General features: G+C 36.6%; 27 protein-coding genes, 1 tRNA gene and 1 pseudogene. 12 read left to right on the forward strand and 17 right to left on the reverse strand.

Annotation, left to right across the window (positions count from 1 at the left end):
* Positions 1-211: 211 nt before the first annotated feature.
* On the forward strand, positions 212-1,288 hold the full coding sequence (locus tag V4D30_RS05225; protein ID WP_353683270.1) for a DUF763 domain-containing protein: 1,077 nt from the start codon (positions 212-214) through the stop codon (positions 1,286-1,288).
* On the opposite strand, the gene proB is transcribed toward V4D30_RS05225, so the two are convergent.
* The 5 genes from proB to hisG are packed head-to-tail and all read right to left on the reverse strand — an operon-like array spanning position 1,275 to position 4,881.
* The gene (gene proB, locus V4D30_RS05230; RefSeq protein WP_353683271.1) at positions 1,275-2,372 is read right to left on the reverse strand and encodes a glutamate 5-kinase; all 1,098 of its coding nucleotides are present in this window, start codon (positions 2,370-2,372) and stop codon (positions 1,275-1,277) included. The two genes, V4D30_RS05225 and proB, sit on opposite strands and share 14 nt — an antisense overlap.
* Positions 2,369-3,367 (reverse strand): GTPase ObgE, encoded by a 999-nt coding sequence (gene obgE, locus V4D30_RS05235; protein ID WP_353683272.1) that lies wholly within the window; start codon positions 3,365-3,367, stop codon positions 2,369-2,371. The genes proB and obgE overlap by 4 nt, the downstream gene beginning before the upstream one ends.
* 36 nt (positions 3,368-3,403) lie before the next feature.
* Positions 3,404-3,673, reverse strand: a complete 270-nt coding sequence (rpmA, locus tag V4D30_RS05240; RefSeq protein ID WP_353683273.1) for a 50S ribosomal protein L27 — start codon at positions 3,671-3,673, stop codon at positions 3,404-3,406.
* A gap of 1 nt (position 3,674) precedes the next feature.
* A complete protein-coding gene (gene rplU / locus V4D30_RS05245) occupies positions 3,675-3,989 on the reverse strand; it encodes a 50S ribosomal protein L21 (protein WP_353683274.1) in 315 nt (104 codons plus the stop codon).
* A gap of 13 nt (positions 3,990-4,002) precedes the next feature.
* Positions 4,003-4,881: an ATP phosphoribosyltransferase gene (gene hisG, locus V4D30_RS05250; protein ID WP_353683275.1), complete on the reverse strand. Its 879-nt coding sequence runs from the start codon at positions 4,879-4,881 to the stop codon at positions 4,003-4,005.
* Between the two features lie 561 nt (positions 4,882-5,442).
* Here hisG and V4D30_RS05255 point away from each other — a divergent pair.
* Positions 5,443-5,516, forward strand: a tRNA-Met gene (locus V4D30_RS05255).
* Between the two features lie 4 nt (positions 5,517-5,520).
* Here the strand turns inward: V4D30_RS05255 and acsB are convergent.
* Genes acsB through V4D30_RS05275 form a run of 4 tightly spaced genes read right to left on the reverse strand, consistent with a single transcriptional unit; the run spans position 5,521 to position 10,719 of the window.
* Entirely contained in the window at positions 5,521-7,656 is a 2,136-nt protein-coding gene (acsB, locus tag V4D30_RS05260; protein ID WP_353683276.1) for an acetyl-CoA decarbonylase/synthase complex subunit alpha/beta, read from the reverse strand.
* Positions 7,653-8,996 carry an acetyl-CoA decarbonylase/synthase complex subunit gamma gene (acsC, locus tag V4D30_RS05265; protein WP_353683277.1) on the reverse strand — a complete coding sequence of 448 codons (1,344 nt, stop codon included), beginning with the start codon at positions 8,994-8,996 and terminating at the stop codon, positions 7,653-7,655. Before acsC ends, acsB begins: the two co-directional genes overlap by 4 nt.
* Entirely contained in the window at positions 8,968-9,927 is a 960-nt protein-coding gene (locus V4D30_RS05270) for an acetyl-CoA decarbonylase/synthase complex subunit delta (protein ID WP_353683278.1), read from the reverse strand. Before V4D30_RS05270 ends, acsC begins: the two co-directional genes overlap by 29 nt.
* Before the next feature lie 9 nt (positions 9,928-9,936).
* Entirely contained in the window at positions 9,937-10,719 is a 783-nt protein-coding gene (locus tag V4D30_RS05275; protein ID WP_353685159.1) for a dihydropteroate synthase, read from the reverse strand.
* 171 nt (positions 10,720-10,890) lie between these two features.
* On the opposite strand from V4D30_RS05275, the gene V4D30_RS05280 reads away from it, so the two are divergent.
* Complete coding sequence (locus V4D30_RS05280; RefSeq protein WP_353683279.1) at positions 10,891-11,313, forward strand: hypothetical protein; 423 nt, start codon at positions 10,891-10,893, stop codon at positions 11,311-11,313.
* Between the two features lie 80 nt (positions 11,314-11,393).
* On the opposite strand, the gene V4D30_RS05285 is transcribed toward V4D30_RS05280, so the two are convergent.
* The 3 genes and pseudogenes from V4D30_RS05285 to V4D30_RS05295 form a co-directional block, all read right to left on the reverse strand.
* Positions 11,394-11,642 carry a hypothetical protein gene (locus tag V4D30_RS05285; RefSeq protein WP_353683280.1) on the reverse strand — a complete coding sequence of 83 codons (249 nt, stop codon included), beginning with the start codon at positions 11,640-11,642 and terminating at the stop codon, positions 11,394-11,396.
* A gap of 180 nt (positions 11,643-11,822) precedes the next feature.
* A pseudogene (locus tag V4D30_RS05290) lies at positions 11,823-11,969 on the reverse strand (transposase); the annotation flags it as partial.
* A gap of 172 nt (positions 11,970-12,141) precedes the next feature.
* Entirely contained in the window at positions 12,142-12,384 is a 243-nt protein-coding gene (locus V4D30_RS05295; protein ID WP_353683281.1) for a hypothetical protein, read from the reverse strand.
* 106 nt (positions 12,385-12,490) lie between these two features.
* Here V4D30_RS05295 and V4D30_RS05300 point away from each other — a divergent pair, with 106 nt between their 5' ends.
* The 4 genes from V4D30_RS05300 to V4D30_RS05315 all read left to right on the forward strand — a co-directional run bounded on the left by V4D30_RS05300 (position 12,491) and on the right by V4D30_RS05315 (position 15,485).
* Entirely contained in the window at positions 12,491-12,943 is a 453-nt protein-coding gene (locus V4D30_RS05300; RefSeq protein ID WP_353685160.1) for a tyrosine-type recombinase/integrase, read from the forward strand.
* A gap of 142 nt (positions 12,944-13,085) precedes the next feature.
* A complete protein-coding gene (locus tag V4D30_RS05305) occupies positions 13,086-14,030 on the forward strand; it encodes a hypothetical protein (protein ID WP_353683282.1) in 945 nt (314 codons plus the stop codon).
* Positions 14,031-14,329: 299 nt separating this feature from the next.
* On the forward strand, positions 14,330-14,863 hold the full coding sequence (locus V4D30_RS05310) for a type II restriction endonuclease (RefSeq protein ID WP_353683283.1): 534 nt from the start codon (positions 14,330-14,332) through the stop codon (positions 14,861-14,863).
* Between the two features lie 133 nt (positions 14,864-14,996).
* Positions 14,997-15,485: a hypothetical protein gene (locus V4D30_RS05315; protein ID WP_353683284.1), complete on the forward strand. Its 489-nt coding sequence runs from the start codon at positions 14,997-14,999 to the stop codon at positions 15,483-15,485.
* 273 nt (positions 15,486-15,758) lie between these two features.
* On the opposite strand, the gene rpsT is transcribed toward V4D30_RS05315, so the two are convergent.
* Positions 15,759-16,067 carry a 30S ribosomal protein S20 gene (gene rpsT, locus V4D30_RS05320; RefSeq protein WP_353683285.1) on the reverse strand — a complete coding sequence of 103 codons (309 nt, stop codon included), beginning with the start codon at positions 16,065-16,067 and terminating at the stop codon, positions 15,759-15,761.
* 80 nt (positions 16,068-16,147) lie between these two features.
* On the opposite strand from rpsT, the gene V4D30_RS05325 reads away from it, so the two are divergent.
* Positions 16,148-16,954 (forward strand): 1,4-dihydroxy-6-naphthoate synthase, encoded by an 807-nt coding sequence (locus tag V4D30_RS05325; RefSeq protein WP_353683286.1) that lies wholly within the window; start codon positions 16,148-16,150, stop codon positions 16,952-16,954.
* Entirely contained in the window at positions 16,945-18,639 is a 1,695-nt protein-coding gene (gene glgP, locus V4D30_RS05330) for an alpha-glucan family phosphorylase (protein WP_353683287.1), read from the forward strand. The genes V4D30_RS05325 and glgP overlap by 10 nt, the downstream gene beginning before the upstream one ends.
* Here the strand turns inward: glgP and V4D30_RS05335 are convergent.
* The 4 genes from V4D30_RS05335 to V4D30_RS05350 are packed head-to-tail and all read right to left on the reverse strand — an operon-like array spanning position 18,627 to position 22,226.
* Positions 18,627-19,367, reverse strand: a complete 741-nt coding sequence (locus V4D30_RS05335; protein WP_353683288.1) for a prepilin peptidase — start codon at positions 19,365-19,367, stop codon at positions 18,627-18,629. The genes glgP and V4D30_RS05335 overlap by 13 nt on opposite strands.
* A complete protein-coding gene (locus V4D30_RS05340; protein ID WP_353683289.1) occupies positions 19,355-19,675 on the reverse strand; it encodes a hypothetical protein in 321 nt (106 codons plus the stop codon). Before V4D30_RS05340 ends, V4D30_RS05335 begins: the two co-directional genes overlap by 13 nt.
* Positions 19,676-19,677: 2 nt before the next feature.
* Positions 19,678-21,027 (reverse strand): TatD family hydrolase, encoded by a 1,350-nt coding sequence (locus V4D30_RS05345; protein WP_353683290.1) that lies wholly within the window; start codon positions 21,025-21,027, stop codon positions 19,678-19,680.
* A complete protein-coding gene (locus V4D30_RS05350) occupies positions 21,024-22,226 on the reverse strand; it encodes a 2,3-bisphosphoglycerate-independent phosphoglycerate mutase (RefSeq protein WP_353683291.1) in 1,203 nt (400 codons plus the stop codon). Before V4D30_RS05350 ends, V4D30_RS05345 begins: the two co-directional genes overlap by 4 nt.
* Positions 22,227-22,327: 101 nt before the next feature.
* Here V4D30_RS05350 and V4D30_RS05355 point away from each other — a divergent pair, with 101 nt between their 5' ends.
* From V4D30_RS05355 to thiD, 3 genes are read left to right on the forward strand one after another with little or no spacing between them, the layout of a single operon-like run.
* On the forward strand, positions 22,328-23,116 hold the full coding sequence (locus V4D30_RS05355) for an amidohydrolase family protein (protein ID WP_353683292.1): 789 nt from the start codon (positions 22,328-22,330) through the stop codon (positions 23,114-23,116).
* Positions 23,113-23,910: a YihY/virulence factor BrkB family protein gene (locus V4D30_RS05360; RefSeq protein ID WP_353683293.1), complete on the forward strand. Its 798-nt coding sequence runs from the start codon at positions 23,113-23,115 to the stop codon at positions 23,908-23,910. The genes V4D30_RS05355 and V4D30_RS05360 overlap by 4 nt, the downstream gene beginning before the upstream one ends.
* Positions 23,907-24,671: a bifunctional hydroxymethylpyrimidine kinase/phosphomethylpyrimidine kinase gene (thiD, locus tag V4D30_RS05365; RefSeq protein WP_353683294.1), complete on the forward strand. Its 765-nt coding sequence runs from the start codon at positions 23,907-23,909 to the stop codon at positions 24,669-24,671. The genes V4D30_RS05360 and thiD overlap by 4 nt, the downstream gene beginning before the upstream one ends.
* Positions 24,672-24,673 lie beyond the last annotated feature (2 nt).

Raw genomic sequence — 24,673 nt, forward strand, 5'->3', positions numbered from 1 at the left:
AGCTCCCATGTTTCTTCATCAATTTCTTCAAGATATTCAGAGACTTTAAATTCTGCTCCGCACTCACTACAGCAGAGCACGATCCTGCTTCAGTAAAAAAATATCAAAATGGTGCTTTTGCAGTATTTACATTTAGCATTTTTCAAAATTCTTTTTCGCACCGTAACCTCTGATTTGAAGTTTTTAATTGTTTTATATTTTATAATAAATTATGCAGAAAACAGGAATAGCAAATCTGCCTCTTCACAGTGGAAAAGCACCCTACTGGCTATTTAAAAGAATGGTTGCTCTTTCAAGAGCAATAGTTGAGCTAATGATAATAGAGCTTGGGAGAGAAGAACTCCTGAGAAGACTTTCTGATCCTTACTGGTTTCAATGTCTTGGCTGTGTTCTTGGATTTGACTGGCACAGTAGCGGTGTGACCACCACCGTTACAGGAGCACTGAAGGAAGCATTAAGAGGAGTTGAACATGAATTTGGATTATTTATTGCAGGAGGTAAAGCAAAGAAAGCCTTACAGGCTCCACAGGAAATAATAAACTATGCTGAATACTCTGGCTTTGCTCCGCAGCCATTTATATATGCAAGTAGACTTTCAGCAAAAGTTGACAATGTGGCAGTTCAGGATGGATTCAATCTTTATCATCATACAATAGTTTTTACTGCAGAAGGGCACTGGTGCGTTATTCAGCAGGGAATGAATGAAACCCTCCAGACAGCAAGAAGATATCACTGGCTCAGTTTTACTCTTAAAAGTTTTGTTGAAGAACCCCATGAGGCAGTCTGTTGTGATGTAAAAATACCAGCATTAAATTTTACTGCAAAGGAAGCAGCAGATTTAAGAAAAGCAGCAACTATACTTTCCTGCGAAAATCCTGAAAAAATTATTAAAGAGATGAAGAAAATTAGAGAACTCAGCCTTCCAGAAAGGCATATGGTGAGTTTATCTGATATAAATCCTGAAAATTTTTACAAAATCTTTCTTCAGACCTATGAAAAACAGCCATCAAACTTTGAATCTCTTCTTGAGATAAAAGGAGTGGGAGCAAAAACTTTAAGAGCTCTCGCACTTACCTGTGAGCTTTTGTATGGAACTCCTTTGAGCTTTAAAGATCCAGCCCGTTTTAGTTTTGCCCATGGAGGAAAGGACAGAACTCCTTATCCTGTGGACAGAACCCTTTATGATAGAACGATTGAGATTTTAAAAAAAGCAATTGAAGAAGCAAAAGTAGAAAGAAGTGAAAAGCTCGCAGCATTAAGAAGATTGGTAAAAATTACACAAGTATAACAAGATTGTCCCTGTGAATTACTTCATCTGCGTATTTATATCCAAGAATTTTCTCAATCTCTGAGGATTTTTTCCCTTTTATCAGTTTTATTTCACAGGACGAGTAGTTAACCAGTCCCTTTGCAATTTTCTCACCCTTTTCATCTATGCAGTAAACTGCATCTCCCACATCAAAATCTCCTTCCACCTTTTTAATTCCCGACGGAAGAAGACTTTTCCCATCTTTAAGCAAAGCTTTTACAGCACCTTCATCAATGTAAAGATTTCCTTTAGACCTTGTTGCATAGGCGATCCATCCTTTTCTTGAAGTAACCTTTTCCTTCACAGGCTCAAAGAATGTGCCCACCTGTTTTCCCTCAATCACTGCTTTAATATTTCCATATTTTCTGCCACTTACAATATGAACAGGGATTCCAAAGGAAGTTGCTTTTTTGGCAGCAATAACCTTTGAATACATTCCTCCAGTTCCATATCCCGTGCTTGTTGGTTTTGCTATTTCAGTAAGCTCTTTTGAGAATTCTTTTACATGTTTTATTAATCTGGCATCAGAGTCTTTTTTTGGATCTGAAGTGTATAGTCCTGGAACATCTGATAGAATTATTAAATGATTTGCTTCAACAAGCCCTGCAACAAGAGCTGCAAGCTGATCATTATCACCAAATTTTATTTCATCGGTTGCTACTGTATCATTCTCATTAATTATTGGAATTATACCCATCTCAAGAAGCGTGAGAATCGTATTCTTTGCATTTACATAGCGAGTCCTGTCGCTCAGGTCATCTCTTGTAAGAAGAATCTGAGCTATGTGTTTTTTAAATTTTAAGAAATACTTTTCATACATCCACATCAAAAGAGGCTGTCCAACTGCAGCAGTTGCCTGTTTTTTCCGTATTTCTCTGGGTTTTGTTTTAAGTCCAAGCTTTTTAAGCCCTGATGCAATGGCACCAGATGAAACAATTACGATTTCTACTAATTTATTATGGAGTTCTGCTACCTCCCTTGCAAGACAAAAAATTCTTCTTTGATTAATGCATCCTGCTTTGTCAGTTAAAAGATTGCTTCCTACTTTTACAACAATTCTCATCTTTTCAACCTTTCTGAAAGATACTTAAGAAGGTTGTCAATTCCTTCTTTTTTTACAGCACTTACAGGAAAAAAATCAATTCCTTTTTTCTCACAGTACTCTTTAAGCCTGTCAAATCTTTCTGCCTTATATGCAATATCAATCTTTGTCCCAACCACTGCAAAGGGTTTTTTTGTAAGAGCAGGGTTGTAGAGTTCAAGTTCTTTCTGAATTTTTTCAAAATCTTCCACTGGATCAGACTCTAAGAAATCTGATACATCAACAAGATGTAAAAGTAGAGAAGTTCTTTCCACATGTCTTAAGAATTGATGCCCCAGTCCTGCACCTTGATGAGCACCTTCTATCAGTCCTGGAATATCAGCAACAACAAAGCTCTGATATTCACCATACTTTACAACTCCAAGAACTGGATTAAGAGTTGTGAAAGGATAATCGGCAATTTTGGGACGAGCAGAGCTTATGACAGAAATTAATGTTGATTTCCCAGCATTTGGAAGTCCGATGAGTCCCACATCTGCGAGAAGTTTGAGCTCAAGAATTATCCATCTTTCCTCCCCTTTTTCACCTGGCTGAGCATATCTTGGAGCCTGATTTGTAGGAGTTGCAAAATGGGCATTGCCAAATCCTCCTCTGCCACCTTTTGCCACAACTACCTGTTTGCCTTCCTCGTCCAGGTCAGCAATTATCTCTTCTGTTTCAGCATCTTTTACAACTGTTCCAACAGGCACTTTTATTATCAAGTCTTCTCCGTCTCTGCCTTTCATATTACTGCCTTTACCGTGTTGTCCCTTTTGTGCCTTGTATGTTTTTTTATATTTATGATCAAGAAGTGTATGGAGTTCACAGGAAGCCTGAATTATTACATCTCCTCCTTTGCCACCATCTCCGCCATCAGGTCCTCCTCTTGGAACATACTTTTCTCTCCGGAAGCTAATACAACCTCTTCCACCATCACCGGCTTTCACATAGATTTTTACATAGTCAACAAATTGCATAGGATTGAAGAGGGTGGCATTAGCCACCCCAGAGTTTTATTGGGCAGGTTCTGTGACAGGATAAACGCTTACTTTCAGTCTTTGCCTGTCTTTTCTTTCAAATTTAACAACTCCATCAATCAATGCAAAAAGAGTATAATCAGAGCCTACACCTACATTAGCTCCGGGATGAAACTTCGTTCCTCTTTGACGAACGAGGATATTTCCAGCTTTTACAAACTGGCCACCAAATCTTTTTACACCAAGTCTTTTAGCCTGACTATCTCTTCCATTTCTTGAGCTTCCAACACCTTTTTTATGTGCCATTTTATCCTCCTATGATTTCTTTTATCCTTACTTTAGTATACCATTGTCTGTGACCTTTAAGTCTATGAACAGCCTTTTTTGATGGAGGTCTGTAAACGAGGACCTTTTTATCCTTTGCAGTTTCGATCACCTGAGCTTTTACTTTCAGTCCTTCAATGTAGGGAGAGCCTATTTTAACTCCTTCATTACCCTGAAAAAGTAACACCCTGTCAAACATTACTTCATTTCCTGGTTCAACATTAAGTTTTTCAATTTTTAATACATCTCCCACTTTAACCTTAAACTGTTTCCCACCTGTTTCTATAATGGCGTACATGAAAAACACCTCCTCATGGAATTACTTTATTCAATGGATACTCAACAAATCCTGAAGCACCTGCCTCTTTAAGCTTTGGTAAAAGCTCTCTCACTCTTTTTTCATTTATTATAACCTCTACTGCATACCAGTTTTCATCATAAAGCTGGGAAATTGTAGGAGAATGCAGAGAATTAAGCAAGCTGAGTACTTTTTTGAGGGAGTCTTTCGGAACATTCATTTTAAGTCCCACTTTTTCTTCAGCCAGTAAAGCACCCTGAAGAAGCATTGCTATATCCTGCATTTTTTTCTTTTTCCATGGGTCTTTCCACGCATTCTTATTGGCAATAAAACGGGTGGTTGACTCAAGAATTGTTTCAATAACGCGTAATTTATTTGCCTTTAAAGAGGCACCTGTTTCAGTTAAATCAACTATTGCATCAGCAAGATAAGGAGGCTTGACCTCTGTGGCACCCCATGAAAAGTAAACCTCAGCTTTAATTCCTTTGGATTTTAAGTATCTCTTTGTATATCCCACAAGCTCAGTGGCAATTCTTTTATTCTGCAAATCTTCAACAGTTTTTATTGGAGAGTCTTCTGGAACTGCTATAACCCACCGAACTGGTCTGAATCCTTCTTTTGCGTATCTAAGTTCTGCAACCTCTATTACATCTACATTCTGTTCAAGAATCCAGTCATATCCAGTAAGTCCGCAATCAAGATACCCTTTTTCAACATAAACTGGCACTTCCTGAGCCCTGAGAAGCATGGCTGATATTTCCTCATCATCAATTACTGGATAATATGATCTATGGGAAACATGTATGTGGTATCCTGCTTTTTTAAATAGCTTCAATGTAGTCTCCTGTAGACTTCCTTTTGGCAATCCGAGTTTTAATACTTTCTCTTCCATATTTTTTAAACCCTCCGAGATAAACTTAGAAGTTTTAGTTTAAAATTTTTGTAAAAATTCAGTCAACTTTTGAAGTCTTTTCTCAGATATTCCTCGCACTCTCACAGATTAATCGGGATGACAATAAGTAAGTGTCATTCCGAGCCTGCCCATACTTTGTCATTCCGACTTTTTCCTTTGTCATTCCGAGGAGCGTTAGCGACGAGGAATCTCCTTTGTTCTCACTATTTCAGAGATTCCTCGGGGTATTGAGCCCCTCGGAATGACAGAATAATATAATACTACCCTCTGAATGACCTTTCAATTTGTCATTCCGACCTTTTTTGTCATTCCGAGCGTCAGCGAGGAATCCCCCCTTTATAATAGAGATTGCCACGCCTTCAGCTCGCAATGACAGAAAGAGAGGAGACACTGCCTTCGGCTCGGGACAGGTCCCTCGGAAAGACAGGAAAGAAACTCACGATGACAGGGCAAACATTGCTTCTGTATTTCTGTCGGCAATTTCAATGCCGCTTAGATGTTTGCCAAAAAAATGATGATTTTGATATATTATTAATGTTCGGCGGCGTAGCTCAGCTGGTCAGAGCAGACGGCTCATATCCGTCGTGTCAGGGGTTCGAATCCCTTCGCCGCCACTTTTTATTTTATTATTGGCTCCATCTGCAGGGCAGGATGTCCGACCTTAGAGAGATAATTAATCAGGCATTCAATGTCTTCGCAAACTGTCTCATCAGCAATCTTTTGAAAAAGCTCTGGCACACCTTCTTCCTCTGCTCTTTTCTGAAAACTATCCTTTATTCTTTCTTTCAATTCCTTTGGCATCCATACAACTCTTCTTATGCCTCCATCGCCTTTTAGAAACTTTCTTGAAGTAATGTAATTAACACCAACTCCCATAAATCCCGGAGTTTGCACTCCTCCACCAATCATTCCTGCAATTGTGGAAAACTTCATTCCAATAGGGGTCATACCGCTGTATCCACGATTTACAATTAAAACTCCGTTTGCTTCAGGTGTCACTGCAACAATGCATTCAAAACATCCGCATGAGGTCATAGGATTTTCCATGATGGAGTAAAGATTTATTGTCTGTATTTCACCTCCAGAGTGTTTCTTCACATACTCATCAACTCCGCTGTATCTTCCATAGACAGGATCAATCAACTTACCTTTTTCAACAGGCTGATTTCCGCCTGTTGGTTCAATCTCGTAGGATGCCTTTGCATCAAGCCATGTGAATGCTCCACATAGCCCAGGACGCTCAGGTGTAATCACACAAACATGTTTTGGCGCAAAGCTCTGACATAGAAGACAGGAGTAAAACTCATCAACTTCCTCGTCTGTAAGCCTGGCAAGTCTTAAATCTCTTCGCCTGTATTCCTGCCTTGCCTCCTCTCTCAGAGTTAGAACATCTTTTTCATCCACATAAAGTAAAACTTCAACTCTGTCAACAATACTTCTGAATCTTGCCTTTGTCATACTCATTATTATCAAACCAAGGTGCTCAAGTCTGATGCCAGCTTGTTTTGCTTTTTTGCTTATTCTTATCCAGTTTATATCTCTCTGCCCAATGTGCCAGAGTCCTTCAGCCTCATTTATAAATGTATGAATCTGGCGCTCAATAACAGGCTCAAAATCTTTCTGCATCTTTTTACCTGCCACTTTAACAATAATTCCAAGAGGCATTCTTCCACCTTGTTCATAACGGTTCTGCCAGTCTGTGCCAATTATCTCAACCTTTTCATCTTCAACCTCTGAAGCCTCCATCATTCTAACCCACTCAAAGGCAGGTGTTTTCTGCCCTCCAAACTCTATGAAACTATCTTCCTTTCTAACTCTTTCACCCTCAAAAGCTGGACCATAGGAAACAGGAATTGGAGGTTTTTCAACAACTATCTTCAAACCTCTTGTTTCAATCGCTTTTCTGACAATCTTTGAGTGGTCTTTCTCTGAGGTTAAAAGAGGATACTCAGCTATTTCAGGAATTGAAACATCAGGAAGGCTCTGATCAGTTATCACGGGAATTGCCAGCACTGCTGCCCCCACTGCCATAGCAACTGCTTTTTCATCAAGACTTCCAAAGGATATGGCAAAGGCATTAATTCTTTTTCTCACATAATCTATTATCGCATCTTTATCTCCTGCTGTCTGTCCTCCGAAGATCAAAGATGCCCTTACTGCCCAGTCAATAACAAAAACTGTGTGTTCTATTTTTGTGCCAACAGCGACTACATAAGCTTCAAAGCCATGTCTTTGTCCTGTTTTTAAAAACTCCTCTGCAACAGCACCAATTAGGAAAGTAAGAATTCTTTTTTCCTGAAGTTCTTTAATTATTGAAAGAAGTTTATCACTTTCAACTCTGCCAAGCAAAACCGCCACTGCAGGGATTCTACCATCAACAAGCTGAACTCCAAGTGTTCTCTGAATCGTATCCCCAAGAAATCCATAAAACTCTGAGGATTTATCAATGCCTTTTATGTAATCCACTGCCAGAGCAATCTCAGAAAGATAAAGATAGTTCAATGCGAGCGTTATCGCATCATTTGATTGGGTAAGGCTTTCTTTTATTCTTTCAAAAAATTTTTTGAGTTCATTGAGACTGTTGATTTTAACTCCCTCAAGAGCATAGATAAGGGGAAGTCCATAGGCTGTATCGGGAAACTCAAATAAGAAGTTTTCTGTCTTTTCTGAAAGAGTAGTTTTTAAACTCTCTTCTGTCTCCTTAAATAAATCTTGCAGTGCCTTTTTTGCTATTTCAATTAATTGTTCTATCATTGCCTGTTCCTTACATAATTTTTCAAAAAAGCTGGAATTCCGCTTGCTTCTTTTGTCCCTACAACAACCTTCCAACCTGGAAGTTTATCCTCTATGGCAGCTTTAAGCATGGCAACATATCCAGGGATTATGAGTTCCCTATGATTTAGCTTTTCTTCAATTCCACTTTCCTTTATAAACTGTGCAATTTTGCTTGCAGAAAACTTTCCTGCTGCCCATGCTGTAAGAACGCTCAAGCCATCACAATCCATTATGGCAAGCCATGCAGGGACTTTGCTGTTTTCTATCTCGCCCTTTACGAGAAAATAAGTTAATGCAAAGTTGGTGGTAACTATTATTGGACTGTTTTCATCAGGCTGTCCTACCTTGTATATGTCCTGCTTTACCTGCATCGGGACCTGAGGGTCTGAATAAATGTTTTGTCTTAATGTGAAAAGCACGAGATTTTTCCATCCTGTGATTTCATTCAGAACAACAATGGATGAATATTTAAGAATTGCTAAAGAAGCAAGAACAGTTTCATAAAAAGGGTCTTTTTCTCTGAGAAGTGTCAAGACAGGATATCCCAGAGATTTTATTCTCTTTTTCAATGATGCCCGTCTTATTAATGTGTTGTCAGTAAGAAGCTCTATGGCTGTCTGAGGCTCTGTATCAATCAGTATTTCTTCAAATCCAAGACTCTGAATTTTTTCAACCATTGAAATGACCTTTTCTATTCCCTTTGCTGTAACTGTTAATGGAACATTGTATTTCTTTGCTATACTTACCATTTCATCAATGTTTTGTTCACTGGCTCCGTAAAGAATTGGTCTTATGGTTAATAAATCATTTAAAACTAACTCTGCAGAGTGAGGGTTAAAGGTTCCAAGAATCATGGGTATCTGAGCTTTGTTAATTATTTTTTCAACTGCTTCCTTAAATCTTGAAGGGTCATTGGATTCATCTTCAAGAAAAACTGCATCAATCTTGAGTATTTCTCCGACTCTCTCTATCTGAGAGTTTACCACTTCCTGCAGTTTTTCGTCTATATTTTTGTCAGTGTCTTTTATTTTTAATGCAAGCACTGTAGGATGGAAAAACTTTTTTTCATGCCTGAAAAGACACTGTTCTTCGCCGATTTTTATGGATTTATTTTGAGGTCCAAAGACAATTCCCCTTATTGGAGGAGTTGCGGCTTCTTTAAGCTTTGCCTTTACCTCGTCAGATGCCTCAGGACACTGTTCAATGTCTGCCTGACCCTGAGCAACCTTCATTGCAAAGGCAAGGCATGTGGGAAATCCGCATTTTTTACAGTTTGTCTTTGGAAGAAGCTTAAATATTTCTATTCCTGTAAGTGCCATATAACTCCTCAATAAATTTTTTTGTAGTTTTTACTGCCTCTGGATGTCTCATTATCAAAAGCTCTGCTCCTGAAAGCAGAAATGAACAGGCTGTTACAGCCTCCCACATAATAGCTCTTTCATGCAAACTCCCCCACTCAGGAATCTCTTCCTCAGTCGCCTGAGTCTCTTTTGTTTTCCATACATAAAAGCCAACATCAGCAACCATTGGAACACAAAGCATACTGTCTCCCTGAAGAAGTCCTGCAATTCTTATTCTTTCCATCACCGAATAGGTATACTCAAATCCATATCCCAGAGCAGAACACATGGGGTCTATGATTATCTTTTCTCTTGGAAATCCTATTTGCGTAATTAAAATATTTAATTGCTTTGCAAGATTTACGTCAAGCTCAGACATGGCAATAAGACTATGACCTCCTGCCATTGCAGAGGCAGCAATTGTTTTGTAGTTTCCTTCCTGTGCCTTTCCCACTATACAGTTATATCCCCTTGCAGTATCAGCAACAACAGGTAAAACCTCTGCGTCCTTTTCAGTATGATTGCTTCCAAGAATAATCATTGGTAAGTCTATCTCAGAGATAAGCTTTTTTACTGCCTGGGCAGCTTGTTCAGGTTTGGAATTCTTGCTGTCTGGATGAGTGCTCATAAGTCTTAAAGCAATTGCTTCTGCACCAAGAGACTCACAGAATTTTGCCCATCTTACAGGGTCTTCCCATACTGAGGAGTAAACCCTGGCAAGTTCTTCAGGATAGTCCTCAGGCACATCATCCTGAATTTCAAAGGCGATCAAAGGTTTATGAGGAAATGCTCCTTCAAAAAAATGAAAGGGCAGTGCAGATTCTCCACCAAAAAAAGCTTTTTTTACGCTACCAAAAGTAATTTCAGGAAGTTTTCCTGAGTATGTTTCTTTCGGGATTGAAAAACTCATTTAACACCTCTAAATTTCAAGATAAGAGTGTGCATAAAGGGTTTTGCCTGTAATTACATTAACTGTTTTTACTACTTCAATCACTTCAGAGGGATTTACAATTGCAGCGGAAAGACCCTCATACATGAGAAGGGCTAAAAAATACCTGTTCAGAATCGGTCTTACCTGTCTGGGGCATCCATTTGAAAGATTACTGAGTCCCACAATTGTCTTCATAGGTGGATCATTAAGCTCCTGAAAAAGCTTAACAGCACGCAGCACTTCCTTTGCCTGATGTTGAGATGTTGATATCTGCAAAACCAGTGGATCAAGAAATATATCTTCTAATTCAATCCCGTATTCTGTTGCCTTTTCCATGAGCTGAACAGCTATTTCAACCCTTTCTTCGGCATCTCTTGGAAGCCCACCTTTGCCAACAGTAAGTGCTATTATGGGAGCAGCATATTTTGCTGCGAGTTCAAACATTATGAATCTCTCAGGATCAAGGGATGTTGAATTTATTAAAGGCTTTCCCCATTCATTGTTGTGAATTCTTAATCCTGCCTCCATCGCCTTAGGATTTGTGGTATCAAGAGATACTGGAAGTGGCACTGCTTCCTGAATAGTTGTAACCATCCACTCCATAAGAGCCTCTCCATCGTCCTCAGCAGGACCAATGTTTGCCTCTATCATGTGAGCTCCAGCCTTCCACTGCTCAATAGCAATCTGTTGAATTGGCAGTTTGTCTCTCTTTAAAATTGCTTCACGAACTCTTTTTGAGATAATAGTCAATCTTTCTCCGATAATCAGCATCACTCCTCCAACAAAAGTTTAATAAAAAATTTTAACACAATTAAACAAAAATTTTTGGAGATTTCGATTTTTCTTGACTTTTTTTTTTTTTATTATGATTTTATTTAATTTAAAAGACTTAAAAGAAAGCACTCACAGAGTGAGGCTATGTTTTTAATAAATGACAATGATATGAAAAAATTGACTATTATAATAATCTCTTTAGTTTTCCTTACAAGTTGTGCAAGTTTTTTACCACAAAGTGGTCCATCTAAACCAGAAATTTATTTATCAGCAGCGGATGTTAAATCTGAAAGCATTGAACCTTTTTTAACTATTGTGGAGCTAAATCCAAAACAATCAGCTTTACTTGAAACAGAAAATAAAATCAATTTATCAGATTTTACTGCCCCAAGATACTCCCCTTGTCTTGGTAAAGGTGATGTTGTAGAGATAATTATACAGGAACAATATCCTCCTGTGCTTTTTTTATCTAAAGAAACATCAACATACGTAGTTCCTGCCCAAGTAGTAACAGAAGAAGGTATTAATGTTCCTTATGTGGGGAAGATTCAAGTGGAAGGAAAAACAACTATGCAGGAGACTTATAATTAAAATTGTGTAAACTATTATATCAAATTTTTTCAATATGATTTTTTCAACATGTTTAATAATCAGTAAAAAAAATTAACATATTATACCTCACTTATTTTTAATTCTACAATTTTGCTATCTTCATCAATATATTTAAGAGCAAAAAGCTGTCTTAATCTATAACTATTTGCTACTAAATGTGGTACAAGTTTATCTAACCATTTATCATGTAAATTAATCATCTGGATAAATAAGTTTATCTCAAGCATCTTAAAGCCTGCAAAATATCCTCCATATTCCATTCTCATATACTCAAGCCCTGCATTAAGAGATTCAGCAGGATAATCCAAAAAAGCTAAAAGGTTTTTGCTATACTTCTCAAGATATTTACCATAATTTGGATTTACTTTCTTAACCAGTTCAAGTAATTTCTTGAAAACCTCCTTTCCTTCTTCTAAAGATGTAGCTTGTTTTATTGCTTTCCAGAGACGGTAAATTTCTTGAGTATTTTTAAGATTAAGTTTATTTTTTTAGTTTCTATAAAACTGAACAAAACAGAACTGGTGATCTGCAAGTGGAAAGAGCTTAGCAATGAGTTTATCAAGTCCAGTGAAGTGATCAGTGACAAAAATAGTAACTTTACTTAGTCCTCTTGAAATTAGATTTTGAAGAACTTCAGAGCAAAACTTTTTTTAACCATTTGCAACCTCCCTTAAGTTTAATTTTATCTCTATCATAAATTTTTTACACAAAATTTTGCTTAATCCCAGAATAATCTTATGAAAAGCTAACTCTGCAACTAATCTTTCTTGAAATGTTCTTAAGATTCTTTCAATTCGTCCTCAAGCCTTAAGGAGAGTTAGCATAAATAAAACCTATTCCAAGTTCACATATAGCTCTTTGAAAGTGAGTTGGTCCTTGTTGAGTATAAGGTTTTCCATCAAGCAACCCTTCGTGAAGGGAACCATCAAGGAAGATGATCTCTCCCTCCTTAGAGGAAGGTGGTCTTCTTTGTCTTCGCTTATATTTTCTGGTATTTGCAGGTAGCAGTCCTGCTTCCTTAGGTTCAGAGCTAATATATACTAAAAACAAAGGGGTGACATTTAGGTTTTGCAAAAAAGGAAGACCTCTTTGATTTGCAACAACAAGCAATTAGAGTCCTTGACTTTTTCTTTTCTTTGCTATATATTATTGTGTGATGTTAAACGATGATAAACTCTGGCAGGTTAAAAAAGAAGTTACTGAAAGGATGCTGATTCATATTAAGGGTCCCAAAGGAAGAAAAGATAGATATACAATGCTATCAGAAAAAGCTCTTTTGATTTTAAGGCACTATCTGGAGGAATATCAACCGAAAAAGTGGCTATTTCCAGGGCAGAATAAAAAAAGGTATATTACTGTTAGAACTGTGGAAAAGATATTTGCCAGTGCCTGCAGAAAAGCTCGTATTCAAAAACCTGTTAAAGTTCATACCCTAAGGCATAGTTTTGCAACGCACCTGTTGGAAAGCGGAACAGATTTGAGATATATTCAGGAAATCCTCAGACACAAGAGTAGCAAGACAACAGAGATATACATACATGTAAGCACTACAGATATTGCCGGAATTAGGAGCCCTTTGGATGGTTTAGATTTAAAGGGGGAAAGATGAAAAGAAAAGGAAATTTAATGGGAAAAAACTTTAGCCAAAGTATAGTATATGCGAACCTTGTTCGCATATCTCCCAAATATGGTAGTATATCCGAACCATATTCGGATACAACAAAGTTATCTGCCATTTGGAGGAGAAGGAGATGAATGATATAGAAGACATAAAAGCTCTTTTGAATCGGATAGCTAAAGCTCTTGAAACAATAGCTGACTATTTAAATGATAAACAAGTGGCAAGAAGCAAAGAAAATAAGGACGCTTTTGATAGCCTGTCCTCTGTTGAAACTGATAAAAACAAATTTGTGAACGACTTTTCTGAAATAGAAGAGTTTCTAAATTCTAAGAACATTAGAATAAAATCTATAAAAGAAGAGGAAGAGTCAGATGAAATTCTTGATAAAATAGCCTTATTTATGGGGGATAGGTATTCTCATATTAAAAACTTATACCAACACATAAAAAGGGATTTAAATAAAGGAAGAAGCTTTACATTAGATCTAAGAAATCATAAACAAGAAGAAATTGCAAGCATAACTCAGTTGTGCAGCAATCTCCATCAGATTGCTTTTTTGGAAGAGTACAAATATTATAAATCACCAAAATATACTCTTTATGCTAAAGTTAACAGAATCCCGAAAGCTATTAATTTTTTTACTGGTGGTTGGTTAGAACGCTATGTAAAATCAGCTGTAATTGAAGCCATAAAATCCATTTCACATCCAATACCAGTTAATTACTCATATTTGAAAAATCCACAAATTATACTACCAAATGGAGATAATTTTGAATTAGATATTATATTCAAGATCGAAGATGAATATTTTTGGTTTGAGGCTAAAACAGGAGATTATCAAAGGTATATTGATAAATACTCAAAAGTTGCTGAGATATTAAAATTAGATTATGAACACGCTTATATGATTCTAACCGATATAACAGAAGCAGGAGCAAAAGCTTTGTTTAGTTTGTTTAAAATGAGTGTGATTAGAATCGATGATTTTTATGAAACTTTTAAAGAAGCCATTCAACATTTGAAACCACAACCAGAAGAAGAACTTGGAAGTGATGAACAAAACAATGAGCTGTAAAACGGCAGATAACAGCAAACATACGACTACGCTTCGCTCAGCGCAAATTCGGTAAAGCCGAACTTCCTATGCCCTCAAAACGTTGTCCGATTCGGTGCTAATGCACTCGGGCAACAAGCGGGTATCTGGCTCCGCTACGCTCCGCCCAAATGCCTTCGCAAGTTTTATATCAATGCAATCTATTGGCAATCCGATGAGCGAAGGCACTTCAGATATCCGCCAGCCGTTAAGTGAAATGCCCGCCGTCGTTTTTAAAAGATTTAAAATTTGGATGAAATTAAGATATAGGGATGAGAAAAATGGATAATAAGACAAAAACAAAGTTAAAAGAAGAGTTCTTGAAACAACTTCAATCGTTTGCCAACGAGTTGGATAGTTATGTTTCTACGCAGGATGACCAATGGGTAATAAAGTGGTTCATTGATGTTTTCAAGAATATTTATACCATTACTAGCGATACGAAGATAGTTTCCAAGGTTATAGAAATTCATTTATTCTCCAGATTTCTAGAATTTGCTAATAAGCATGAATACAAAATGATTTTTTCAGATAAGCAAAATTGGTATCCTGATATAACATTTATCTCTAAAAAAGATGAGCAACTGAAATTTGCTGTGGATCTGAAGACAACATACATCACAAATTACAAAGAAGGGAAGCCTTATGAATGTAATGGTTTTACTCTTGGCTCTCAAGGGACATATTTCATTGATAGACAGAGCACTAAGAATATACGGTTTCCTTATAATGAATGTTTGGGGCATTATGTATTGGGAATTTTGTATGAAAGAAATCATGCTACAAAGATGAGACTTATAATTAAAATTGTGTAAACTATTATATCAAATTTTTTCAATATGATTTTTTCAACATGTTTAATAATCAGTAGGAAGTTAAAATAATCTTGTGTCTGTGTATAAAATATATGGTTTTGAAAATAAAATAACCTGAATGAGGAAAAGGGACATGGAAAACCACAAGGAACTCTATGAAGCAGCAAAGGAAGAAATATTCAGGCAGGCAGTTGAGAATGTGTTTGGAGATGCTTTAATGGGTGAGCATCCAGGTATAAAAAGGCTTCTTGAGGAAACGATTAACCAGATAATGAAATCCGAAAGGCAGATATTTCTAAAAAATAGCCCTGGGAACAAGGCCAATGGCTATTACCCTCGCCAGCTCTCTGAAGGCTCCTTCTGCCTTAACCTTAAGTCCAAAAAGGAATCCCTGACGTCAGGGGCTGATACTCAGTTGCCACCAGGCACCACCGCCCTTAGTGTCCAAACAGGAATCCCTGACGTCAGGGGCTCTTTGTTTGTCATTCCGAGCTTGCCCATACTTTGTCATTCCGAGCTTGCCCATACTTTGTCATTCCGAGCGAAGCGAGGAATCTCCTTTGTTTTTTTCGGCATTGAAAGACTCAGAGATTCCTCGGGTGGAATGCCACCCTCGGAATGACAACCCTAAGCTGTCATTGCGAGCCAAAGGCGTGGCAATCTCATTCTTCTTCCATAGGAGAGCATAAACAGTGAAAACTCAATCACCATCAGTCCAAACAGGAATCCCTGACGTCAGGGGCTAAGACCAAGGTCAATCTCAACCATGATGAATGGGGATAGACCTTCAGGGGCAGAAGGATATCTATGGATTTTATGAGTTTTTTGGGCGGTTATAATAGAATTGTGTCCATTGGGGGTCCCCAAAAAGTCTCCGACTTTTTGGGGAATTTAATTAGCTTGCAGATTCTGAAGGAACTAAAGCACTATTAACTCTTTTCATTAATCTTGATATTTTTCTTGATGCTGTATTTTTATGAATTACGCCCTTTGAAGCAGCTTTGCTTATAATTTTGATTGCTTCTTTCAGTAAGGACTGAATTGTTTCTTGATTTTTCTGTGCAATTGCTTCCTCAACCTTTTTAATAGAGGTTTTAATTCTTGTTCTCCATGCCTGATTTCTCAGTCTTCTTTTTTCATTCTGTCTTATTCTTTTTAATACTGATTTACTTCTTTTTTTAATCGTTGATCTCTTGGTTGCCAAATTCCCCTCCTATATAAGTATTAATTTTTTTAAATTAGCATAGTTTTCATAATTGTTTCAACATCTGTTAAAATTATTTCATGCTAAAGTTTGGAATATCACCGTGTCCAAATGATACATTTATATTTTTTGGAATAGTTGAAAAAAAAGTAAACACCCGTGGACTTAATTTTGATTTTGTCATTGAAGATGTGGAAACTTTAAATTCCCTATGCTTTAAAAAAACTCTTGATATTTCAAAAATTTCAACCCATGCCTTTTATTATCTTCACAAGGATTATGAGTTTCTTTCTTCAGGTGGAGCTTTATCAGAGCATGGTCCTGTAGTAATTACAAAAGATTTAGAAAAACTTAAGAGACTATCCACTGTTAAAATTGCTCTGCCCGGAAGACTGACAACTGCCTCTGCTCTTATGTGGTTTTACTGGAAGAAATTTTTTCCTGATAAAAAATATTCAGTAGAGTTTATGCCATTTTATGAGATCATTGATAAAGTAGCTGAGGAAAAAGCAGACATGGGAGTCCTGATTCATGAAGGAAGATTTATATATTCTTTGAAAGGACTCCATTTAGTTGCCGATCTCGGAGAGTTCTGGAAGAAAGAGACATCCTTACCCATTCCTCTTGGTTGCATCATATCCAGAAGATCATTAAACATAAAAGAAATTCTTGAAAAAATCATTAAAGAAAGCATTGAATATGCTTATTCTCATTGGGAAGAAGCTCTTGAATTCGTAAAAAAATACTCTCAGGAAGTTGATGAAGATGTTATAAAACTTCATATTAAAGCCTATGTAAATGAGTTTACTTTTAACATGGGACAAAAAGGAATACAGGCAATAAGAGAATTAATAAAAAAAATACAGGAGAGCAGAATATGGTCATAGACGAGTTTACCAGAGAAGCAAGAATTGCTTACTTTTCAATGGAAATTGGAATAAAGCCAGAGATGCACACTTATAGCGGTGGACTTGGTATCTTGGCAGGCGATACTTTGAAATCAGCTGCTGACTTAAGAATTCCCATGATTGGCGTTACATTAATTCACAAAATGGGATATTTTAAACAGGAGTTAGATTTCTTTGGAAGGCAGATTGAGCATCCTGACCCATGGGAAATTGAAAAATATCTGACCAAACTTGATGTAGTGGTTACAGTAACAATAGAAAATAAGCCAGTTTATGTAACTGCATGGCTTTATGTTATAGAAAGCGGAACAGGGGGCAAAGTCCCTGTGCTTTTTCTTGATACAGATATTCCGGAAAATGAACCCGAGCATAGAACTCTCACTCATTATCTTTACGGAGGAGACTTAGAGTATCGCCTCAAACAGGAGATTGTTCTTGGCATAGGAGGAATAAGAATTCTTAATGAGCTTGGCTTTGAAATTAAAAAATATCACATGAATGAAGGTCATTCAAGCTTCCTTACACTGGAACTTCTTCAGAGATTTAAAAGACCCATTGAGGAAGTATGGTCTGATGAACTTGTATGGGATACTGAGAAGGTGAAAGATTTATGCGTTTTTACAACTCATACTCCGGTTGCTGCAGGGCATGATAGATTTCCCTATGAAGTTGTTCAAAGAATAATGGGTGAGATAGTTCCACTATGGCTTTTAAAAAAGCTTGCTGGAGATGGGATGCTAAATATGACTTTGCTTGGATTCAATCTAAGCGAGTTTATAAACGGAGTTTCCAAAAAACATGAAGAGGTCTCAGAGAAGATGTTTCCCGGTTATGAGATCCATGCAATAACTAATGGAGTCCACTCTTACACATGGGTATCAGAGCCATTTAAAAGACTTTATAATAAATACCTTCCAGGATGGGCAAATGAACCTGAAATATTTGTAAGAGCCTGGAGAATTCCAGAGGAAGAACTCTGGGATGCCCATATGCAGGCAAAAAAACATCTAATTGACTATGTAAATAGGCTCACAGGCGCAAATTTAAACTATGACACCTTTACAATAGGATTTGCAAGAAGAGCAACGCCGTATAAAAGAGCAGACTTATTGATTTCAGATCCTCATAGACTTGCAATGATTGCAGAGGGAAGAATTCAGATTATATATGCTGGCAAAGCTCATCCAAGAGATGAGGGTGGGAAAAAGCTTATTCAGAGAATTTTTGAAGTAAAAGAGAGAATAAAAGATAAAGTTAAAATAGTTTATCTGCCAAACTATGATATGGAAATGGCAATGAAACTTGTTGCAGGAGTTGATATATGGCTTAACAATCCTCAAAAGCCCTATGAAGCATCAGGAACATCGGGAATGAAAGCAGCACACAATGGTGTTCCCAATTTAAGTGTTCTTGACGGATGGTGGATTGAAGGATGGATTGAAGGTTATACTGGCTGGGCTATTGGCAGTCTTGAGGAAAGTTCAGACCCTAAAAGAGATGCAGAAGATTTATACTACAAACTTTCAAATGAAATTTTACCTTTATTTTACGAAAACAGACATATCTGGATAAAAATAATGAAGAACGCAATAGCTTTGAATGCTTATTATTTCAATACTCACAGAATGGTTAGATTTTATGTGACTGAAGCTTATATAAGGTAATACCAATTAAGAAGCCTTTGACCAAAAAACAGACATATCAATGCACCAAGGGAAAGAAAAGGTCCAAAGGGAATCTTTCTATTTCCTGTCTTTTTCAAGATTACAATACCAACTATCGAGCCTGCAAGGCTTCCAATAAAAATTGTAAGCAATGCTGATTTCCATCCAAGAAATGCTCCCACTGCAGCATTGAGTTTCACGTCTCCTCCACCCATCCCTCCTTTACTTATAATAGAGACGATTAAAAGACTTCCTCCCCCAACAAATACACCAAGAAGAGAATCTTTAATGCCCTGAGCTAAGTATGATGAGTTGTTGGGCAAAAAAGATAGGATAAAACCTAAAAAAATCAAAGGAATTGAAATCTGGTCAGGAATAATTTGAAAATCAAAGTCAATAAAGGAGATAACTATAAGGCTTGAGATAAAAATTAAAACAAAAGGCAAAAGCGGAAAAGCAAAATTTATATACGCTAAAACATAAAGAATGCCATTCAATAATTCAACAACTGGATATCTTAAAGAAATTTTTGCTCCACAGTATGCACATTTACCCTTGAGGAGAAAAAAACTTAAAACAGGAATATTATGCCACGGTTTAATTGAATTACCACAGGAAGGGCAGCATGATGCAGGTTTAATTATTGATAATTTTCTTGGTATTCTATAGATACACACATTAAGAAAAGAGCCTACAACGAGACCAACAATAAATATCAGAATTTCCACCTGCTGAGGTCCTCAAGCTCGCTTAATTTTTTCTTTTTATCCTCTATCTGAGCTTCAATTTCTCTTATCTGTCTCACTAAACTTGATATTTTTTCATTTTCTTTTAAATTAAAATCACTACCCCACAAATTATATACTTCTTTGCCGATAGAATTAAGAAAGGCATCTCTCTTTATTTTCAGTCTATTTATCTCGCTAATAAGTTTTAAAACATTAAGTTCAATCTTTACTCTTTCAGAAAAAACTTCTGCCCAGAACTTAAATGTTTTAACTCCCTGTAAAAAATCTCTTTTAATTATTTCAAGCATTTTTATCCAACCTGATCAAGATGCCTTATTTTAAACCTAACACCTAAGGAATTTGCAATCTCTTCACATTTTTTAATATCAACTTCTTTAACATCAACAACTGTTACCTGCACATCTGGAACAAATTCTTTAGCCTCTTTTATAAATTCAATGACAGCATCATAAGCATCAGGATTTGAAGGATTACATATTTTGTTATAAGTTTCTCTATCCTGTGCATTGAGGCTTATGGAAATTGAATCAATAAGTCCTGCAAGTTCTGGAAGAATTCTTCTTTCGTGAATTAAATTACCCTGTCCATTTGTATTTATTCTTACTCTGCCACCATGCTCTTTTATCCATTTTGCAACTTCTTTAATAAGAGAGAGTCTCAAAAATGGCTCACCGTATCCACAAAAAACGATTTCTTTATAATCCTTCGGGTCTCCTATCGCTTCAATTAGTTCATTTGCTGAAGGCTCTTTTTCAAGCCTTAGATTGTGTCCTTTTACATAGTCAGTATGAAATCTTACGCAAAATCTGCATACATTTGTGCACCTGTTTGTTATGTTTAGATAAAGAGTATCTCTGATTTTGTATGCGATTTCGCCTCTTGGAAGCTCTCCAATGTGAAAAAGTTTGTTCACATTTACAGTTGTTATTCTGTCAATGTCTTCAATAGTTACTCCTCTTAATTCTGACAGAGCCTTTGCTGTGTAAAATAAAAAAGCAGGTTCATTTCTTTTTCCACGCATTGGTTCAGGAGCAAGATAGGGTGCATCTGTCTCAATCATTAAGTAATCATCAGGAACAAACTGAGCAACCTCTTTAATCTTTTTTGCATTTTTAAATGTAACAACTCCAGAGATTGATATGTAAAATCCCATTTCAATGGTTTTTTTTGCCTGAGAAAGACTGCCACTGAAACAATGCATAACTGCTTTGCTAATGCCTACCTCTTTCAAAATTTTTACAGTATCATCAAAGGCTTCTCTTGAATGGATGATTACAGGTAGTCCAACATCCTTTGCAACTTCAAGCTGACGAGCAAATGCAGACATTTGAATCTCTTTTGGGGAATGCTCATAGTGATAATCAAGACCTATCTCTCCTATGGCAATAACCTTAGGATGTCTGCTCAGTTCAAAGATATTTTTTAAAATTTTGTCATCAAGCTCCTTTGCATCATGGGGATGAATTCCCACTGCTGCATAAACCATAGGATACTGCTCTGAAATTTTTACAGCCTCATTAAGGCTTTCCACATCAGAGGCAACAGTGATAATTGTATGAACACCTGCATCATAGGCACGACGGATTATATCCGGCAGTTGTTCTTTGAACATCTCAAGATGGCAGTGGCTGTCAATCATGCTCCGAACTTCTTCAACCTCAAAGTATTTGCAAGAACCAGAGGCATAATTGCCGTAGCTGGAATTATTCCAAGCTCACCTTTAAGACATTCTCTTTCTGTAAATGCGTTCACCAATCCTCCAAAAACATAGGGAGAGTTTATCAACAAAGGAACAGGATGCCAGCTATGAGCTTTAAGCAGACTTGGGGTGCTGTGATCCCCTGTAATAACCAGTGTATCAGGATTTAGTGAGATGATCTCAGGCAGAAAACTATCAAACTCTTCAATTTTCTTTACTTTACCCTCAAAGTTTCCGTCTTCACCGAAGGAATCAACTTTTTTAATGTGAACAAAAAGAAAGTCGTAATCTTTATAAACTTTTTTTAATAATTCCACCTCTTCCTTAATGTCACCTTCTACAGGGATTGTTTCCATTCCGAGAAGTCTTGTAATTCCGCGATACATGGGATATACTGCTATGGAGCATGCTTTAAGTCCGTATTTTTCTTCAAAAGTAGGAATATGAGGCAGAGCAGAAAAACCTCTCAACAAAACATAGTTTGCCCTTTCTTCATTTTTTAGGAATTCTTCTGCCTTTTCAATAAATTTCTTCGCAACCTCTGCCACTTTTCTTGATTCTTCATTTAAAGGCACTGGTTCTGCCGGTGGTTTTCCCTCCTTCTGTGGATCCGTATCCGTAACCACTGCTTCTTTTTCAGTTATATTTTCTGGAAAACGCAATACAAGACAAAATCTGTGTTCCTTGCCTGGTTTTAAAATAATCTTTACTCCATCAATTTCTTTTATCTGATTTGATAGTCTCTCAGTGAGTTCTACATTTTTCTCTGTGGGAATTCTCCCTGCTCTTCTATCGATAATTATGCCATTTTTAATAGTAGCGTAATTACATCTTAAGGCAACATCAGTTTTTTTAAGCTCTATACCAACTCCCAGTGCTTCAAGAACACCTCTTCCAATCTCATACTTAATGGGATCATATCCAAAAACTCCAAAATGCCCGGGTCCGCTTCCAGGCGTTATTCCATGAGCTACAGGAATGTGAAGCCCGCAGGCTGAGATTCTTGAAAGAGCATCAAGATTTGGTTTATTTGCTGCCTCAAGCTCTGTTTTTCCATTTACAGGAAGACCCCCAACTCCGTCAAGGATTATAAAAACTATTTTTGTGTTATTCCTTTGCACTAAAGATGATATATCCATAAAGCACCTCTTAAAATCAGGATAATTAATAATAACAAAAAAGAGTTTAAAAGGAAAACCTGATTGACAAGTTAAGCTTTTTTAAGGATAAAATAAAGCTTATGCAAATTATTGATTTTCATACTCATGCATTTCCCGATGAAATTGCAGAAAGAGCAATAAAAAAACTGGAAGAAAAAAGTCAGGTCAAAGCCTGTCTTAATGGAACTCTGGATGGGCTCCTTCGTTCAATGGATAAAAATGGGGTGACAAAATCTGTGCTATGTAACATTGCTACAAGACCAGAACAGTTTAACTCAATTTTCAAATGGAGTGATAAAATTCGCTCTGAAAGAATTATTCCTCTGCCCTCTGTTCATCCTGAAGATAAAGAGATTAAAGAGCATATTAAACTAATTAAAAAAGAGGGCTTTTATGGAATAAAAATGCATCCCTTTTATCAGGATTTTGCCATTGATGATGAAAGAGTTTATCCCATTTACGAAGCATTAATTGAAAACGATTTATTGATTGTAATGCACTGCGGTTATGACATAGCATTTCCTGAGTGGGATATTGCTTCTGCAGAAAGAATAATGAATGTGATAAACAGGTTTCCTGAACTGAAGTTTATTGCCACGCATCTTGGAGCATGGAAACAGTGGGACGACGTTGAAAGGTTAATGATTGGAAAGCCAGTCTACTTGGAGATATCCTTTGCCTTTGGATGGATGCCTGATGAAAAGATCAAGGAACTCATTATTAAGCATCCTTCAGATTATATTCTTTTTGGAACAGATTCTCCATGGGCAGATCAGGGCAAAGAAATAGAAAATCTTAAAAAACTTGGTCTTGCTCAGGAAATTTTAGAAAAAATCTTCCATCTTAATGCGGAAAATCTGCTCAGATGATTGTAAAACTCTCTAAGGCTTTTATTTCAGCTTTAAAAGAATTTTATAAAGATGAAGGAATTTTTCTGAGTTCTTCCCTTGCATTCTTTTCAATTCTTTCAATAATTCCTCTAACTATGTTTATTGTCAATGTTCTGGTTAACATATTGCAGGAGGAAAGAGTTGTAAGATTTGTATATTCAAAGTTAATCACATTTTTTCCTGCAATAGAATTGCACATGATTAAGGAGTTAAGAAAAATTTTAGCCTCAAAAGAAGTAAGCAGTGTTTCTCTTATTCTTTATGGTGTTTTCTCTTTACAGCTTTTCACAGCCATTGAGTTTTCTCTGAACAAAATTTTTAAAACTCCAAAGAAAAGACATTTCATAATGTCTCTTTTAATGTCTTTTTTTATAATTCTGCTTATAACAGTAACTGTGGCAGCTTCATTTGCCCTTACCTATCTTATAAAAGTTTTCCATCCTTTAGGGTTTTCTGAGTTGAACATAATGCTTGTTTTTTTCCTGAAATACATTCTTCCTTTTGTATTAATGTTTGTTATAGCTACATTGCTTTACAAAATTTTACCGAGCAAAAAAATCAAGCTTAGTTCAATTTTTACAGGAGCTGCGATCACGACAGTATTAATAGAGATTGCCAAACATGTTTTTTCATTTTATGTGGTAAAAATAGTTAAAATAAACACTCTTTATGGCTCTGTATCAACCTTTCTCGCTTTTGTCATGTGGCTGTTTTATGGATGGGCAGTTTTTCTTTATGGAGCAGAATTAATAAAAAATTTAGAAAAAAAATGAAAACAACTTTAACAATAGGAGCAACCGATCCTACATCTGGAGCAGGCATTCAGATGGATTTAAAGGTTTTTCATTCACTTGATATTTATGGATTGAGCATTATAACTGCTTTGACTGCACAGAGCACCTCAGAGTTTGTTTTAACCTACCCTGTTCCAGTAGAAGTAATAGAAGCTCAGTTTGAAACTCTTCTGAAGGACATAAAACCATATGGTGCAAAAACAGGCGTTCTTTATAGTAAAGAAACTATCCAGTGCGTTGTTGAAAAAATTAAAAAATTCAACATAAAAAATCTTGTAGTTGACCCTGTAATTGCCTCTACTCTGGGAGCTAAATTAATAGAGCCAGAGGCACTGAAGACTCTCAAAGAAGAGCTTATTCCTCTTTCAATGGCTGTTACAGCAAACATTCCAGAGGCAGAAGCACTCACAGAAATAAAGATTGAAAACATTGATGATGTTTTTAATGCTTTAAAAAAACTTTATAAAATGGGAACAGACATTGCAATAATTAAAGGAGGACATTTCAAAGAAAAGGCAGTTGATGTGCTTTATGACGGAAAAGATTTTTATAAAATAGGAGATGAAAAATACTCTGGTGAGTTTCATGGAACAGGATGTGCTTTTTCATCAGCTTTTCTTTCATTTTTGTGTCTTGGATATGAGCCAAAGGAGGCTTTTAATGCTGCGAAAAATTTTATTAAAAACGCAATTATAAATGCCCTGAAATTAGGCAAAAGCATGAGTTTATTAAAAATATAAAG

It is taken from the genome of Thermodesulfovibrio sp. 3907-1M (genome assembly GCF_040450955.1).
GTDB lineage: Bacteria > Nitrospirota > Thermodesulfovibrionia > Thermodesulfovibrionales > Thermodesulfovibrionaceae > Thermodesulfovibrio > Thermodesulfovibrio autotrophicus.